The sequence below is a fragment of the Neochlamydia sp. AcF65 genome, from assembly GCF_018342435.1.
GTDB lineage: Bacteria > Chlamydiota > Chlamydiia > Chlamydiales > Parachlamydiaceae > Neochlamydia.
This window is the reverse complement of the sequence record NZ_JAEMUE010000020.1, coordinates 1-17,117: the sequence shown is the minus strand read 5'-3', so window position 1 is coordinate 17,117 and position 17,117 is coordinate 1. Positions and strand designations below refer to the sequence as shown.

Sequence of the window (17,117 nt, the reverse complement as noted above, 5' to 3'; positions counted from 1 at the left end):
GCAAAAAGAATTTGGCTGCAAAACTTCGCTAGTCATCACTCATCAAGAAGGGTTAGCTTTAGATGTTAGAGCCATTCATGGCAATCCGTACGATGGGCATACGCTTGAAGAAGCTATTAAGAAAGCTCAACATAATAGCGGCAAGAACATCGAAGTAGCTTTTGTAGATAAAGGTTATCGAGGTCATACGGTAGAAGGCAAAAGCATATTTATTTCTGGGCAAAGAAAAGGCCTTACACAGTGGATTAAGTCCCAACTTAAAAGGCGCCAAGCCATAGAACCTCATATCGGCCATATGAAGAATGATGGCAAACTGGGACGCAATTACCTTAAAGGCCGTTTGGGAGATTGTTTTAACGCCATTCTATGTGGAATTGGCCATAACATGCGTTTAATTTACAACTGGCTAATCGCTCAAAATTCTCCCAAGCGTCTTTATTCAGGCTAAAAAAACTCGTTTTCTTCTTTAAATTGCTTTAATGCTCTATCTTGAAGGCTACCTCCTGCTCTAAAACTCTTAATTTTTAGCCAATTTTCATACTCATCAACAAAAATTCTTGGATTTGCAGTTTTTTAGCTTAGGTCTAAAAGAAAATTCATAATTTTTCTTTCTAAAATGGATGCAATGAAGAAATTTTTAAGGTTAATTCAGGTCGAACTATTTAAGATAGTCAGAGAAGAAAAAAAGGGGTAAGTACGAGAGATAGCAGCTCTAGTCATTCATTAAGTTTTGAATAGAAAACTATAAAAGCTCGCGATGAAGCAGCTTACAGCAAAGGAGGCAATCCTTTCAGGCATAAAAAAGCAAATAATGGCAAGCAGTTTTTATAGCATTAAGGAAAGATTGTCAAAGGCACTATCTTCTACCCCAAGGCTTTCTTCCTTGGTAAGCATTTACAATTTATTTAACGGAGAAAATCTATTCTTTCGTTAGAGAAAAAATCACTTCTTATTTTAAGAAGAAGCTTTCAGAGGAGGCTACCCAGAAAAAACCCTGAGTTTACGGCTACCTGTAGAGATAACCTTTCCGTTAAAAAGTAGAAAATCGGGGGTTCAAAGGTTATGATGAACTCATCGGGAGCAAAGAACGTAATTATCAGGGATATTTTAAGATTCTCTTACGTAGAGGGCACTCTTCATTAATAGCTAATCCTTCAATATGGCGTGAATAAATCCATAGAATTATTAATCAAAAGGCTTATAAGTTAGAGGGGGAAGGGTAATTCCATAGGCAAGCTAGCTCTTGAGGAGTCTCCAAATGAACAGGTTGTTCAGGAATGGCAGGAGGAGTGGACATCATTAAATTTACTTTGTCTATAGCTGCTATGAATAAATTTTGAAGAAAAGCAAAAACTTTATCGGCCCAAGAAACTAATGTTTGGAATGCTTCAGGAAAGTATAAAGCGATGACGTAAAACAATAAACCAAAGAAAATAAAATATAAAATAAATTTCATGCACTCGCTCCCTACTTGATCCTATAAACGCTTTTCGAAAAACTGATTATAAAGTGACTTTTGATTATAAAACAACCTAAAAGCCTACCACCCTAACTATTATTTTAATGCAAACAGCAAGCTTAACGACCTGCATAGACAGTTTCAAATTAATTTTTTCTACCCCCCATTAAATTTTAGAGCCTCCCTCTACAACAATTAAAATTCATCGACTTTTAAAAAGAAATAAACTTAAATGGTCGGTAGCTCATTTGCTATTTACCATTCTATCTAAGGAGGCCACATGCTAAAAAAGCTAATCACCCTTCTATTTCTCTTTGTAGCTTTTAACAAGCTAACCATTCAAGCTGAAGACATTCCTTCGCAGTTTTATATTAGACAACATTGGATTTCTCTTACCCATACCTTCGATATTCTCTCAAAAGATCAGCCAATAGGGATTGTGCACCGCAAACATATGAAAGAAGGAGCTTCTCATTATTTGTTTTATGATGTGCATGATAAATTACAAGCAAAAGCTTATATGAGTTTTTTCAATTGGGGAGCCAGCCTTGACATTTATGATGAAGACGAACAATTATTAGGAAAAGTAGAGGAAAAAATTGTTCACTTTTTCCCTATTTTCGAGCTATATCGGGCAGATGGCTATCATGCGGCTACAGCAAAAATCAATCTTTGCGGCACTAAATATACAGTTATCGACCCTGCTACCCATCAAGTGTTTGCCTACCTATGGAGGCATTTTTTTAGCTTAAAAGATGATTGGACGGTGGAGATTCTAGATCCTACTTTGTTCCGCGAACAGGCTATCGATTATCGCCTGCTTATACTGATGCTAACTTTCCAAATTGATCATTATCATTGGCAAAACATGAATCCCAATAGGTCTCTATAATTTTTTTTACCTATTGATCTTTTTAAGTTTTTTTCTCCGCTTTTCTGTTTGATTAAGCCTGCCTTACAAATTATCAAACAGAAGGGGAGAAAAAAAGTATCAGATTCTCTAACCTAAAAGCTTAGTGTTAAAAAACACCTTCGGATAACCTTTAAAGGATTATATACGCGGCAAAAGAATATAGAGAGGGAAAATTTTGGTTAGCTTCTTTAATGAATTAGCAATTTAAATAGCTTTCATGTACGCCAAAGAGGAGTTTTTTGCTATTCTTTCTTTACTTATTGCCAGCTATTTCTTAATTTGAATATAAACGTCCGCCTTACCCCAGGTAAAAGGTGCTGAAAAACGTTTCATAATTTCGAAGATAGGCTCCTCGGTATAGTCAGTTAAAGGATAGCTGACCGTGATAATGCGTGTGCCTGAGGCTAGCTGTTTTAGCTGCTCAATTAACCTTTTGATGGTTTGATCCTCTAAGCAAGTACCATATAGATAGATGACAGAAGCTTTAGTGAGATCTGCTAATAAAAAATCTTCTTGCTTAAATTCTAAACGGGTAATTTTTAATTTATGCTGAATACGCTTAGCGCGAAGAATGAAATCAGGGACCATATCTAAACCTACCACACGGCACCCTGTAAACTTTTGTAGCCAAAAGCAGGTACGGCCACGCCCACACCCTAATTCAATGACAAGATCCTGGGAATGAATACGCGCTTCTTTAGAAATTTTTTCCAAGGTGGTTAGAGGAGTTTCTCCATAAATGTATTCCTCGCTATCTGAACGACAAGAAAAATAGCGACGACTGACTGTAAAGGGATTATCAAAAAGATACATAAGAAGAAGTGAGCTATCCACCACAGCGTAGGAAAGCTTGCGATAATAGCGATAGATGACCTTTGAATATTCTCGAAGATTTTTTACCTTTACTACTAAATTGATGCTAAGCAAAGTAAGATACTCTTTCACATCTTTTCCTTCAATTTTAGGCATAATTTTTCTTCCTTAAGGCATCTTTAAGTTTGTAAATTTAGAAGCTGTGACCACTTATCAAAGTTTGTTTTTCCTTTAAGTAATGAAAGCATACACTAAGCGAGCAAAGAGAAAAAAGATTAAAGTGGATAATACATCATTGAAAGCTGTGACGATAGGTCCTGAAGCAACGGCAGGATCGATGCCAAACCGCACAAAGAAGAAGGGCGAAAAAGAGCCTAGCATTGTGGCCGCTAAGCAGGCTCCAAACACCCCACAAGAGACTGTAATCCCTAACGATAAAGGATCAGCTTGAAGATGGTGCACGCCAAAATAATTAAGCAGATAGACTACAGTTCCACAAATTAAACCAAATACTAATCCAATCAGTAAGCCGATAGCAAGCTCGCGGCTAATAGCCTCACCTTTATACCCAGGAGAAATATCCCCTGTTGACAATCCCCTTACGAGGATCGTGCTACACTGAATTCCTACATTTCCCGACATACCCGTAATGAGAGGCACAAAAAAAGGTAGCAAAGCAAACCAAGAACGATCATAAAAGTGAGACATGACCCCGGTAGAGACTAGACCTGCACATAGGGTCACCATCAACCAAGGAGCTCTTCCTAGAAACCTTTTTAAAATAGGTTCATATTCACTATAATCTTCGGCCGTACCAGCAATATTAGCAATCGTTTCATCAGCGATATCTTCCATGGCCTCTACTACACTTTCATAAGTAATCACCCCTCTTAAATGCTCATTTTCATCCACCACAGGCAAGGCAGGAATTTTATAGCGCTCGACGACATCTACTACTTCATCACGCGAAACATCTACAGTGACTTTCTGCAAAATTGGACGCATGATCTGGCGCAAAGGCAGATAATGAGGATTTACAATAAGATTTCGACCCGGTACATAAGCCACCAGCTGACCTTCATCATTTAAAACAAAAATTCGGCGTGTCAACTCTATCCCGGGATTATCACGAATATAAGCGGACACTTCCCCAATGGTGGTATTCATATGAAAAGCAAAAAATTCGTCTGTCATTAAGCGACCTGCACTATGTCGGTCATGCTTTTGAAGCTCTTTAATGCGTTGTGCTTTTTTAGGTTCTAAAAGATCAAAGACTCTTCTCATTCTTCGATCAGACATATCGTCTAAGATCCAGACTGCTTCGTCAGGAGGCATTTTCTCTATCAAACTTTTGATTTCGCTATCATCAATCTGCCGAAAGATGGCAGAGCGTGTAGAGCTGCTCGTATTGATCATGAAGATGATCTTGGCGTTCAAATCTGGCAGATTTTCATAGACAATTACACGCGCCTGAGGAGGCAAACGGGTTACGGCGTGGGCCATATCAATGGGATCATGCTGACTAGCAATTTTAGCTACATCATGCAAAACAATATCAGAAGTATGCTGATGAAAAGCATCTTCAAGCTTTTCATTTAATACATCATCGAGATGGCTTCTTTTTGAGTCTAATAAGCTAAAAGTATAGCCATGTTCTTCGTCATTATCTTCTTTTTTATTATGAATTGTAGCTTCCAAGACGCCTCCACATCGAATCTCCGAGAGAAGTTATTAGCTTTAGGGTTATTCAGTTTAAAGGCTAGATAGTAATTTAAACAACATAAAACGCTCCCTAGTTTTGCAAAAAATACTTTAAGCATTGAAATCTATACTTAAAGCATGTTAGCATTAATAAGTTTCATATTAATAATTCACAAAAGTATACCTTTATGATGCCATCAAAGAATAAGATTCGTAATATAGCCATTATCGCTCACATTGACCATGGAAAAACCACTCTATTGGATGCCTTACTTAAGCAGTCCAATATTTTCCGAGATAATCAACAAGTACCCGAACGTATCATGGATTCCTATGATCAAGAGAAAGAGCGGGGAATTACAATCTTTGCTAAACACACTGCCGTTCAATTTGAAGATTTCAAAATCAATATTATCGATACGCCTGGACACGCAGATTTTTCTGGGGAAGTGGAACGAATTCTTGGGATGGTTAACTCGGTATTACTCCTAGTCGATGCGCAAGAAGGCCCTATGCCACAAACGCGTTTCGTGTTGTCTAAATCTCTTAAGATGGGTCTAAAACCTATCGTTGTTCTTAACAAAATCGACCGCCCGCATGCCAATCCCGACAAAGTCTTAGATCTTACCTTTGATCTTTTTAATGAGCTAGGGGCCACTGACGAGCAATTAGACTTCCGCTATTGCTATGCCTCAGGATTATCGGGATTTGCTACCCAACAAGTTAATGATCCTCGAGAAGATATGCGTCCTCTTTTTGAATTGATTATCGATGCCGTTCCTGCCCCTAAAGGGGACCTTGAGAACCCCTTTCTTATGCAAGTTTCTACCATCTATTATGATGACTTCCTAGGCCGCCAAGCTTCTGGACGTATTTTAGAAGGCTCCCTTAAGAAAGGCCAACAGGTCATCCACATTGATGCCTCTGGCAAGCAGACAAAATCAACAATTTCTCGCATAGAAGGCTTTCGTGGCCTGGAAAGAATTGAACTCGAAGAAGCTTCTGTAGGCGATATTGTAATTTTATCTGGAATTCCTTCAATCATGATCGGCGATACTCTCACCGATCCAGGTAAAATTGTTCACCTTCCTCCTATCAAACTAGATGAGCCTACCGTTTCTATCGACTTTACCGTCAACAACAGCCCCTTTGTAGGCCGTAGTGGTAAGCATGTAACCATGAACAAACTCCGCGAGCGCCTAGAAAAAGAGAAAAAAGCGAATATCTCCTTGCGTATCGATGCCACGGATGAAAAAGTTTCTGTCGCTGGAAGGGGTGAATTGCATTTGGCTGTACTTATTGAAGCAATGCGTCGCGAAAGCTTTGAATTTAGTATCTCTAAGCCTACCGTCGTGATTAAAGAAATTGAGGGTGAAAAGCATGAACCGATGGAACGTGTGCATATTGAAGTGCCCGAGGAATATGCAGGTACTATAATCGAAGAGCTATCACGCCGTAAAGGTGAGATGCAACATCTGGATACCGACGAGCATAAAATCACCCGTATGGAATTTTTAATGCCTACCCGGGGATTAATGGGCTACCGTAATGAATTTTTAACCCAAACACGGGGCTTAGGGATTCTTACCTCTATCTTTGAGAACTTTTCCCCATGGAAAGGTGTAATTCCTGGTCGTCTCCGGGGAGTATTAGTTTCCATGGCTCCAGGAAAAGCTACCGGATACTCGCTTTTCAACTTGCAAGATCGAGGTACCATGTTTGTCACACCAGGCGATGATATTTATGAGGGCATGATCGTCGGCGAAAATAGCCGCGATAATGACTTGATGGTTAACGTTTCTAAAGGTAAACAGCTAACGAATATGCGTGCCTCCGGCAGTGATGAAAACGTTATTTTAGTGCCTGCCCGTAGATTTACTCTCGAGCAAGCAATCGACTATATTCAAGACGATGAACTGATCGAAGTTACCCCTGATGCTATTCGCATGCGTAAACGTTTTCTTACCGAACAAGAACGTAAACGTAAGTAAACTTATAAAAAGAAAGACAGAGAAAGTATCTTATGGATACTTTTTCTGCCTATGCTAAGCAGGCGGTTTTTTTCACGTTTTTTTGTTGCTATCAGCTTTCCCCTTCTTCTCCTGCATTCTAACTTGATTCATTTTTGCTAATTTGCGCACTTCTGGCAAGTTAGAAGCTAGGTTAGGTTCTTCTTTATAAAGATTATTGGTTCAATTGGCATTTCATTAGAGATCAGATGGAATTAAATGCATTAGCTTTTCAATGCTATTATTCTCAAGGCTATTATTCTCAAGCATTCTTTCTACAAGCTTGTATTTTAATTGCTTAGCTTTTTCAGCTTCTTTAGGAGGAATTCTAGTTAGTCCTTTTCCTAATTTGCTGTAATAATAAGTTGATTCATTGAGGGCTATAAGCGCTTGCTCAAGGTTGTTTTCTTTTAAATAAAGCTTAGCAAGATAATACTTAGATTTACCACAAATCCTCCAATCATTTTTGAGAGAATTTGAAGCAGCTTTAAACGCACTCTTAAAATGGCTTTTTGCAACCTCAGCATTCGCAAAAGGACAGTTACTATCTAAATAAAGCTTGCCTAAAATAAGGAAAATCTCTCCGGCTTTAAGGTGATCTTTTTTGAACATCTGAAGGGCTCCTTCAAAGGCAGCTTTATCTTTACTATCAACTTTTCCAAGTCTCTGTTGTGCATTGTAGTAGTATATCTCTTTTTCTTCTTTATCAGAGGTCGCTTGTGCTAACTTGTGGTAAACTCTACCCAATTGAAGATTGCAATACCATTCATTAAATTCATCACGCGTTTCTCCAGGCCTTACAAATTTTTTTTCGTCAAATATTTTAAGATAAAGATTTTTTGCCTCCACCAGATCTTCCTTCTTGCCCTTTAAAAGAAGCCAGCCAATTCCTTGCCGTTGGAAAGTTATAATATCAAAAGGATTTGGGTTATCGTACAAAGCAGATTCACTTGATACTTCTTTTTGAATAGCAAAAGCTTTGCTAAAATGGTTGCCGGCTTGAGTTAAATCTTTCTCATGAAAATAAAATTTACCAAGGTAATGGATGGCTTGAGCACATAAAGCAGGAAGTTTCTTGTGTTTTTCTGCAAGCTTACAAATATTCTCAGCCGTATCATTTTCGGGTTGAACTCCAGCCAATTCTAAGCTTTTCTTAAAAGCTTTTTGCGCTTCAAGAAGATTATTGGATTGCAAGTGATAATTACCTAACACATTATAAAGATGCATAAAACAATATTTTAATTCATCTTGCAAGCTATGCTCTCCTGCAAGCTTCCAAAGGGGTTCGATCTGATTGACAAGACTTCTTTTAGGATTGTAGCTATCTACAAACCGCATATCTAATTTATAATTTTTTTCAAGAAATAAAATAAATTCTTTAAAAACCTTTTTGTCGTTCCCCTCTGGTTTATATGCTTCTTCGATTAATTTTTGCATGTATGGATGGACTTCCCATCCTTCTTGCCCCACCCTACTAATTAATGAATGATTCTCAAGAAGATTTATCACAGACTCAAATAGCTTGAATTTCGCTTTCTGTTGGAACCAGAGCCGAAGTAAAGATTCATGAATATAATAAGGATTAAAAAAAGCAATTATAGAAAAAAGAAATTCAGATTCATTCTGAGCTTGCTTGCATTCTCGTATGTTTAGAGAGTATATAGCTTTTAAAAGGTTATCAGCCTCCACTTGAGTAAGATCTACTTTTTCAATCTCAATAAGGTCTTGTGACATGTTAAAAAAGGCTTTTATTGAAGAACTTAAAGAAGTTAGTGTGTTCTGCATCTTTTTGCTGTCATCGACATCGACTGACTTCTTATGAGCTTCTTCAAATTTTTTTATAAGCCCTTTAATTTGTCGAAGATAAGAATCTACCAAATAATCAAAGGAATTAGACGACTTTGCATATTTAAAATGGATAGCGGCTTGCTTAATAGCCAATGGCAAATAAGAAAGTTGACGAAGCAGCTTGCGTTTTGAAGTACTGGCTTGATTAAATGCCCAATGTTTCTTTCCCAAGGTAAGATTGAAAATTTTAAGAGCTTCATCCTCGCTAATCAAATGTGATTGCATGTTAAATGATTCAACCCCATCTATACCCTCCTGAGCAACGAGTAAAATTTTTCCTTTTAAGCTGTCCTTACAAAATGCTTCTAAATCTTCAGGCCATTTTGGATAAAAATCTGATCTCTCTTCCGGCCTTTTTGGAAGAAAAGCTTGCAGCTTTTCGTATTCCTTGGGATCGAGGTTATCAACTATAAATAGCCAATCCGGCCTCATGACAAGCTTTTTGTTGACTTCACTAATGATCTCCTTAATAGGAGCATTAGCAGAAACCTCAACGCCTAAATCTTCTGCAAATTTCTTATAGGAGTATTCAAAAATTTCATCATCTCTCATATCACCATAAAATACCGTTCTTATGCCCTCAGGTTGATCCTTCTTTTCTTGTTCATAATATAGGGCATATTGCTTGGCCAAAGTAGTTTTTCCCGATCCAGTTATACCTATAAGCGCCATTTGTTGAATTGTTGACTTTTGCATCTTAAATACATTATCTAATTCAGTAATGTTATCTGTATGAATCCATTGTTCTTTAAAGGAGGAAATTTTGTTCGAAAAATCGATGTGTTTGATTTCCCCTTCATACCATTTATTATAATAATTAGTAATTTGATGCTTAAATACAAAAACTGGTATCCCCATCCCAATACCAAATAAAAACTTTATTATCCGCTTTCTCCACTTGGAATTATTTATGTTATTAACTACTTCTGGGGGTAGTAAATTCACTTTATTTTTTAATACTCCGAGCTCGCTTTTTGATTCTCCCAGCAATATTTTAATCTCCCCTTCCGCGCGTTCCAATCGCGATTTTAGTTCGGAATTAATCTTTTTTACTTGCTCTAGTAATTCTCTTGAAGGCTCGCTCTTTGTCTTTTTGCTGTAGAAGCGTTTATTTTTAGGCCAGGGAGAGGAAAGAAAATGACCTGGATATACTTGTGTAATGATAGTTCTAGGCATTTTGTTATGCTTAAAAGTCGAAATATATTGATGATTTGTGCTCAGTGTGCGAAATGCGGTAGATACCGATTTAGAATGAAAAAGAACAGGAGGAAGGGACTTATTTGATGCGTAAAGAGGTAAAACATTTCCTAGCTTTGCATAGGAGCCTTTGCTGAGGGGAAAAAGTGCTTTTGATGAGGAAATAGACATATCATTAGACCTAGATTTAAGTTAAAAAAAGTACAAATTTAAATAGAATGCAATCTTACCACTTAGTATATTGTTTTTTAAAAGCTAAGTTTGACCATTAGGGATATTGAATAATCCCCTAATATAAGTCAAAAAATTTCCTTAACTTTTGAATATTTGCGCATGCCGTTAGACTTATAAATCTAGTAAAACTGGGGTAAATTGCTACTATAGCCCAAGAGATTGCTTATATCAAACCTACGGGCAAGTTTAAATGAATGTCTAAAAATTTACTTAATCTCATGCTATATGCTTCCATAGGCTCGATAAATTTGCAGCAGGGTAGTGTAATGTCTTGCTACTCTAAGGCTATTCTCGCCAAAAAGCTTAAGGTCAATTTTAAGAGCTTTATCGATATACCTAAATGCTTCTTCTAACTTACCTTGTTCTTCGTAGATCATTCCCAAATTGTTATAATTTGTTGCTACCTTCGCATGATTTTCACTAAAGCTCTTAAGATTAATATTTAGCGATTTCGTGGCATATTCCGATGCCTGTTCGAAATTTCCTTGTATTCGATAAATTTGTCCCAAGTTATTATAAATTCCAGCTACATTTGGATGATTTTCACCATATAGCTTAGTATTAATTTTGAGCGCTTGCTCGATGCTACTTGCCGCTTTATCTAGTTTTTTTTGGGCTGTATAAATTAAGCCTAAAGTGTTATGGTGGATTGCCAATCGTGGATGATTTTCACCATAAAGCTTAAGATCAATTGCAATAGCCTTCTTGGCATAAGCAGTAGCTTTTTTTAAATTTCCTTGTCGATAACGAACTATTGCTAGGTTATTGTAAAGGACAGCTATATGGGGTTCATTCTTATTATGCAAATTAAAGTTAATTGCAAGACCTTTCTTGAGATATCTACTTGCTTTTTTTAAATTTCCTTGAGCTAGATAAATTTGCCCTAAATTGTTATAACCTATTATCATGTTAGGGGTGTTATCGCCAAAAAGCTCAACGTCTATCTTGAGGGCTTTCTTAGTGTATTCAATAGCTTTTAGGAGATTTCCTTGAGTTAGATAGATTTGTCCCAGATTATTATAATTTCTAGCTATACTTGGATGATTTTTAGGATAAAGCTTAGTATTAATTTTGAGCGCTTGCTCGATGCTCTTTGCTGCTTTTTCTAGTTTTTTTTGGTTTGTATGAATTACGCTTAGATTATTATAGCGAAATGCTACCTTAGGATGGTATTTACCATAAATCTTGATTTCAATTTCAAGAGCCTTATTGATATATTCAACTGCTTTTTTTAAATTCCCTTGGCTATAATAAACCGTTCCCAAATTGTTATAGAGAACTGCCACCTTGGGATGGTATTCCCCATAGAGCTTAATTTCAATTTCAAAAGCCTTTTTGATATATTCGGTTGCTTTTTTCAAATTTCCTTGCGTTTCATAGATTAGGCCCAGATTATTATAATTCCCTGCCACACTTGGATGATGTTTACCATGAAACTTAGTATTAATTTCAAGCGCTTTATTGGTATATTCAAGCGCTTTATTTCCCTTTCCTCGTGCTCTGTTGATACATCCCAGGTTGGTGTAACAAATTGCCACATGCGGATTGCTTTCACCGAAAAGCTTAAGCTTAACTGCAAGGGCTTTTTTAGCATATTCAGTAGCTTTTGCCAAATTTCCTTGCGCTTGATAAACACTTCCCAAATTGTTATAATCTCTAGCTACTGTAAGATTATTTTCTCCAAAAACCTTGCTGTTAATTTTTAAGGTCTTACTAATATATTTAGCTGCAAGCTCTAGTTTCCCTTGATTTTTGTATATAAATCCAAGAGCAATTAATATTTCAGGGTTATCCGCATTTGCCTTATCTGCTAGACTGTACCAGCTCCTTGCGTCTTGATATTGACAAAGCCTTAAGGCTATATTTCCTTGAGTCAGATGCGATTCATCCTCCTCTAAGATGAGCAAATTAGCTTTGTCTTTATAACTACGGAAAAAACTTTGGATAGCTTGGTGGAAAGAGATATAGATACGGTAAATTCGTTTTATCTTTTCCAATGTGTCAAGATTTAAAGCAAATTGCTTTTTGGTATATGTTGAATCATCCCATCTTAACCATTTAATAAGGGGATTCATTATTTCTGTTTGAGCATGATAATATGAATAGGTTTTTAGGCGCATAAATAGCGCTATATTCATCCAATACTTTAACTTTTCAGTGACCTCCTCCTCTATGATCCCTACCCTGTTTAGTTTATCAATCCTAGCAAATGTGGCCATCGCTTCTACTTCTTTAAGAAGAGCTAGTCGGTCCAAGGCTAAATGAAGAAAACGATAGAAATCGTTTTTTACTTTAAAAAGCATACCTTGTTTTCTTATGTCACCCATTCCTGGATCAAAATTTGCTATATCGGCTTGAAATAAGTGATGTCTGGCTAAATACTGCCGAAGATTAAGGCCTTTTTGATAAGGCATGTTAAGGTTTTCTTGAACTTTTCTACCATATTCTTTTGTTAAACCAGGATTACCGAGCAAATGAGTAAAAGTTAAAAGTTCCATAGGGAGATGAGGTTCTTTCTCATGCCACCAGTTGCCTTTCTCATCTTTACTAATATATTGTGCCATCTTCTCTGGGGTTTGGATAAGTTTAAAATTGCCATTGCCTAAAGGAGTTTTACATCCCTTTCCTTCTACACCTGCTCCATCAAAGGCAAAGCCTCGTGGCGTAATGCTATCAAAAAAATTAATGGCTTTTAAACTAGGAATATTTAAAGCAGGAAGGATCGTTTCTCCTAGGTTGATAACCCTCAGGTGAATTAGAAAAGTGAGGCCTTTAAAGTACTTTCTATTTTCTGCCGTATCTTCTTGTATTAGAATACCAAATTCTAGATCGGAATAAGGTGTTATCTCTTCTCTAGCTAGGGAACCAAAGCCTATCATGGCATACTCACATGGGGGAGGACCTAAGATGTCAAAGGCCTGCATTGCGAGACGTTTAAAGAAAACCTTTATTTGTTGAGCAATCTCACCATGCAGCTCTCTGACTTGTTCAGAAGAAGGAGTTTCTGGTAGGGCTTGAACTTTCTCTTCAATATCCTCCCTAATCTTTTTTAATACTGTACGATTATCCTCAAATTGTTTCCTCATTTGTTCAAGGCTTAAAGGCTCTCCTCCGCATAGTTCAGTAAGTAAGCTTTGTTGAATAGCAAAGAGCTTTTCTTTTATTATTTCTCGTCTATTTTTTGAGGAAAGGCGTAAAGCATAATTATAAAGACCTGTTGCTTGCAGAAGAGTTTCACCTGCCCCTTTGCTCGAATAAACGTCGCCTAGTTTTTCTATGCAAAAAGCTTCCTTAATAGGTTTGTCTTTTTGAATAACAAGCTTTAAAGCTAAAGTGTAGACTTTTTCATCTAAAAAGCTTTCCTCAACTAGCTGTTTCCATTCTTTACATACTAGTTTAACCTGACATAGATCTTGTAATCCTAATTCTTTGAATATCTTTAAGCTAATCTCTTCATAGACGGTAGTATCTTTTGTAGAGTAGCTAGAATTTTTTCCTTTACTCTTGAAAGCAGGAAATATTAAGAAGTGAATACGAAGAGGCTCCGATAAAAGCTGGTTCATAAGCTTATCCATTTTTTAGCTAGTTTTAAACTTTTTTTAATCAATGCTTTTTAACAAGATAGAGGAGGTGTGTTGATTGACGATACAGTAGAAGAAAAGCCCTATACGGATGAAAACGAAATCGTCTGCTGACATTTTTTCATACTCAAGGAAAATGTGTAAAAGGCATTAATCTACTATCCTGTCTTAATTAGCTATGGAGATTACACTTTTCCCATCGGCTTTGAAGTGATCAAAAAAGATATGCACTTTTGCGACGTGAAAACAAAGAAAGAAAAAAGGCAATCATCCATTACTAAAAACCAACATTTTAGAGCGCTTATCCAACAAGCAGTTACCAATCAAGTTAAATTTGAGTATGTGCTAGCGGATAATTGGTTTGGCGCTAAAGATAATATGAAACTTATCCATTCTGAACTTAAAAAGATGTTTATATTTGGCATAAAATCTAATCGATTAATTGCTCTTTCTGAAGAACAAAGGAAAAAAGGCCAGTATCAGAATTTAAACACGTTTAATTTCAAAGATGGGGATAAAAGGATAGTCTGGCACGAAAGAACTAGCTTTCCCCGTAGCTTTAATTACAAAGATTTTCAAAAAAGAAGATGGTTCTACAAGCATTCTCCATGTTATGACTAACGACCTAAATCATGATTCTGACCGCATCTATAGAATTTATCACAAACGATGATAGAGGAGTATCACAAATCGATAAAGCAAAATGCTAGGCTTGAGAAGTCACCCACCAAAATTGCTCGCTCTCAAAGAAATCATATTTTTTTATCCCTTATCGCTTATTGCAAGCTTGAATTTCTTAAAAATAAAATCTTACTCAATCACTTTGCTTTAAAATATAAGTTAATCCTTAAAGCCAATCATATGGCCTATCAAGAATTGCAAATTCTACAAAGGAATTCTATGTCTGCGTAAGGTGAGTAAATTGATTTATTCGCCTAGCTTTTTTCTATTTATCTTATCCCATATAGTAGTACACTTTGTTCGAATGTAAGAAACAGGGGGAGTTACATAAGTATCAACAAAATCAGGGGGCGGAAAAGAGGCCGAAAGAATTTGTAATTCTTTCAAAACATTTTCATTCCGGGATGTTTGAAATAACTCTTCACTCTGCCTCCATTTATCCCAGATTTTTAATATATATGAGCCATAATTTTCCATGTAAAACTTAAAAAGTTTAGGTTTTAAGCGAATATAAAGATAGGCTATAATGCAACTATAAGCACAAGTCGGCCCTTGCTGGATAGGAGGCTGACGAGGTACCTTTTCTACTTTAGAGGATTTTTCCTTTAAAGCCTTTATTAGTTCATATACCTGCTCTATATTATTATCCTCCTGAATTAATGATAGCAAAGATGCAAATCCTTTAATAATGCTTAGCAATACCTGCCCATGAATCTGCACCCTTATTCCTAAAGCACATTCATCTTCACTTTTCTCTGCTTGTTCCCCTGTATTGATTACCATTACCTTAACTTCTTCTTCATTCAGATATTCAACCTCTAATAACAAAAGATGACCTTGTGAATCGTGTCTCCCAGCATTTTTAGTAAGGTATCCTATGGGAAAAACATAGCAAGTATTTTCCCCCCACTTTTTCCAAAGAGCCTCCAGATAGGCATGGATTTCCTTTTCTTTTTTAGCTTCACTTTCTTTTATTTCTTTTGTTGCCTCTGAAGGATATTTTTTAATCATCTTTTGAGTATTGAGACTTATTGACCGAGAATTAGAGCTTATGATATCAGAAAACTTGCAAGCTTGCTTTAAACGTTTAATAATTTGGCTTATAGATTCTTCATACTGCAATAACTTTCTCATCTTCTTAAATGCTTCTGCTTCTATTTCCAATTGTATTTCTTCTAATTTTTCTTCAGGCTCTTTTTTTAAGTGTTGTTCACAAACCTGTCGACTAATCTTTTCTCGATTTTTTAAGGTATTTTGAGCCAGCAAGCTACAAGTTGCAATGATATAGTTCAAAGCTGCAACTGAGCTCGATCCTTCTTTCTCTTTTTCACTTGCGTCTGAACAGGAACTACAGGATGAATCTTTAATGTACTGTAGATAAGTGGCATATTGGCGTTGAAGTTTTATTTCTTGTAGTTTTTTTTCTTTACTTATATATGTTTTTTCTAGATAATCGGTAAAAACACTTTGCATGCTTTTTAGCATATTGATAACTTGTTTTTCTGTTTTATATATTTCCTTCATTTCAAGTGAATTAAAAAATATAAGACTCCCATAATGATTTATAGAATCTATTTGCATCCGTAGATCTCCTTCAGAATTCATGCTAAAGTTTTTCGCGTATGTCTTAACTCTTCGCTCATTATCTAACCATGAAAACAGATTTTAATATTTTTATTTGATTTTGGTAAGCTTGAGTAAGATAAATTTACCTTACGCGCGGTTAACAAATCTGATCTAACTTTATATAAAAAATTTTGTCTTAAGCCCAATCTAATTTGTGTCACATTTCTCTCTATACAGTAGGAAAGTATAGCCAAACTTAAATATAGTTTTTATTCTATTATTTTCTAATTTTTAGCAATCACATGTTCGTTTAATAATATTGTAAATGCAAAAAAAATTATTTTATAAAAATCAACCTTTTTAAAGCTTAAATACAGTTATGCCCGAGCCGTGAAAAAATAGCTCGATATCTGCTCTTTCCTGCTACCTCTTTTTTAAAAGAATTTAAGCTAATATAACTTACATATAGAAATTTGTTCGAAGTCAATTTTGCACGCTATGTTTATATAACCCCTCAATCTACCCTGCTTGCCTTGATAGTTCTTCTATTTTATAATGCTTTCCTATAAGCTTTCTCGCCCAAGCTTAATACTTATCCTTAGAAAATTTTTACTATATTACGATAATATTAGCTAGCATTAAGATAGTTTTACCCAGCAAGTGCTACGCAGAACAATAAACTGTCCTAGACAGTACTTAACCTGACAAACATGAGTTACCTGGCAGGTACTATTTCTGTCAGTTGTAACTTATCTAACATCTTTTCTTGCGCGAGATGTTTGGCATCTAAGAATGTTTGTAAAGGCGTCTTGCCGAAACAATACTTTCCTGTATGTGTTCTCTCGTTATTATACTCATTCATCCATTTATCCACATCCTCTTGTAATTCTTCAACATTATTAAACACTTTCTTCCTAAAAGCTGTGGCATAAAATTCGTTCTGGATGGTCTGATGAAACCTTTCGCAGATTCCATTGGTTTGAGGATGCCTGGCTTTAGTGCGAGAATGGTCAATGTGGTGAGTCGACCTGTGGAACTTCCCCACAAGCCTCTCTTAGAACGGTACAGGAACCTCTCAATTCATACCGCTCCCAATTAAGCAAACGCTCCTATCA

At 36.2% G+C, this 17,117-nt stretch carries 10 protein-coding genes and 1 pseudogene; 4 read left to right on the top strand and 7 right to left on the bottom strand.

The features are described from left to right. Positions 1-448, top strand: a 448-nt coding sequence (locus NEOC65_RS01910; protein ID WP_349305283.1) for a transposase, incomplete at its 5' end; no start/stop codon positions are given. A gap of 750 nt (positions 449-1,198) precedes the next feature. On the opposite strand, the gene NEOC65_RS01905 is transcribed toward NEOC65_RS01910, so the two are convergent. Next, positions 1,199-1,456 carry a hypothetical protein gene (locus tag NEOC65_RS01905; protein ID WP_213155549.1) on the bottom strand — a complete coding sequence of 86 codons (258 nt, stop codon included), beginning with the start codon at positions 1,454-1,456 and terminating at the stop codon, positions 1,199-1,201. Between the two features lie 283 nt (positions 1,457-1,739). Here NEOC65_RS01905 and NEOC65_RS01900 point away from each other — a divergent pair, with 283 nt between their 5' ends. Further along, complete coding sequence (locus NEOC65_RS01900) at positions 1,740-2,351, top strand: LURP-one-related/scramblase family protein (protein WP_213155548.1); 612 nt, start codon at positions 1,740-1,742, stop codon at positions 2,349-2,351. A gap of 288 nt (positions 2,352-2,639) precedes the next feature. On the opposite strand, the gene NEOC65_RS01895 is transcribed toward NEOC65_RS01900, so the two are convergent. Both NEOC65_RS01895 and NEOC65_RS01890 read right to left on the bottom strand, forming a co-directional pair. Beyond that, on the bottom strand, positions 2,640-3,341 hold the full coding sequence (locus tag NEOC65_RS01895) for a methyltransferase domain-containing protein (protein ID WP_213152474.1): 702 nt from the start codon (positions 3,339-3,341) through the stop codon (positions 2,640-2,642). Between the two features lie 75 nt (positions 3,342-3,416). After that, positions 3,417-4,871 (bottom strand): magnesium transporter, encoded by a 1,455-nt coding sequence (locus NEOC65_RS01890; RefSeq protein ID WP_166155550.1) that lies wholly within the window; start codon positions 4,869-4,871, stop codon positions 3,417-3,419. A gap of 206 nt (positions 4,872-5,077) precedes the next feature. Between NEOC65_RS01890 and typA the strand changes: the two genes are divergently transcribed. Beyond that, positions 5,078-6,877 (top strand): translational GTPase TypA, encoded by a 1,800-nt coding sequence (typA, locus tag NEOC65_RS01885; RefSeq protein ID WP_213155550.1) that lies wholly within the window; start codon positions 5,078-5,080, stop codon positions 6,875-6,877. Positions 6,878-7,093: 216 nt separating this feature from the next. Here the strand turns inward: typA and NEOC65_RS01880 are convergent, their stop codons facing one another. Both NEOC65_RS01880 and NEOC65_RS01875 read right to left on the bottom strand, forming a co-directional pair. After that, positions 7,094-10,111, bottom strand: a complete 3,018-nt coding sequence (locus NEOC65_RS01880; protein WP_213155547.1) for an ATP-binding protein — start codon at positions 10,109-10,111, stop codon at positions 7,094-7,096. Between the two features lie 284 nt (positions 10,112-10,395). Next, on the bottom strand, positions 10,396-13,737 hold the full coding sequence (locus NEOC65_RS01875) for a tetratricopeptide repeat protein (protein WP_213155546.1): 3,342 nt from the start codon (positions 13,735-13,737) through the stop codon (positions 10,396-10,398). 243 nt (positions 13,738-13,980) lie between these two features. Here NEOC65_RS01875 and NEOC65_RS01870 point away from each other — a divergent pair, with 243 nt between their 5' ends. Further along, positions 13,981-14,376, top strand: a complete 396-nt coding sequence (locus tag NEOC65_RS01870; RefSeq protein ID WP_213155545.1) for a transposase — start codon at positions 13,981-13,983, stop codon at positions 14,374-14,376. A 306-nt stretch (positions 14,377-14,682) separates the two neighbouring features. Here the strand turns inward: NEOC65_RS01870 and NEOC65_RS01865 are convergent, their stop codons facing one another. Both NEOC65_RS01865 and NEOC65_RS01860 read right to left on the bottom strand, forming a co-directional pair. After that, positions 14,683-16,017, bottom strand: coding sequence for a hypothetical protein (locus tag NEOC65_RS01865; protein ID WP_213155544.1), 1,335 nt, complete (start codon positions 16,015-16,017; stop codon positions 14,683-14,685). A gap of 700 nt (positions 16,018-16,717) precedes the next feature. Further along, a pseudogene (locus NEOC65_RS01860) lies at positions 16,718-17,017 on the bottom strand (integrase core domain-containing protein); the annotation flags it as partial. Positions 17,018-17,117: the final 100 nt, after the last annotated feature.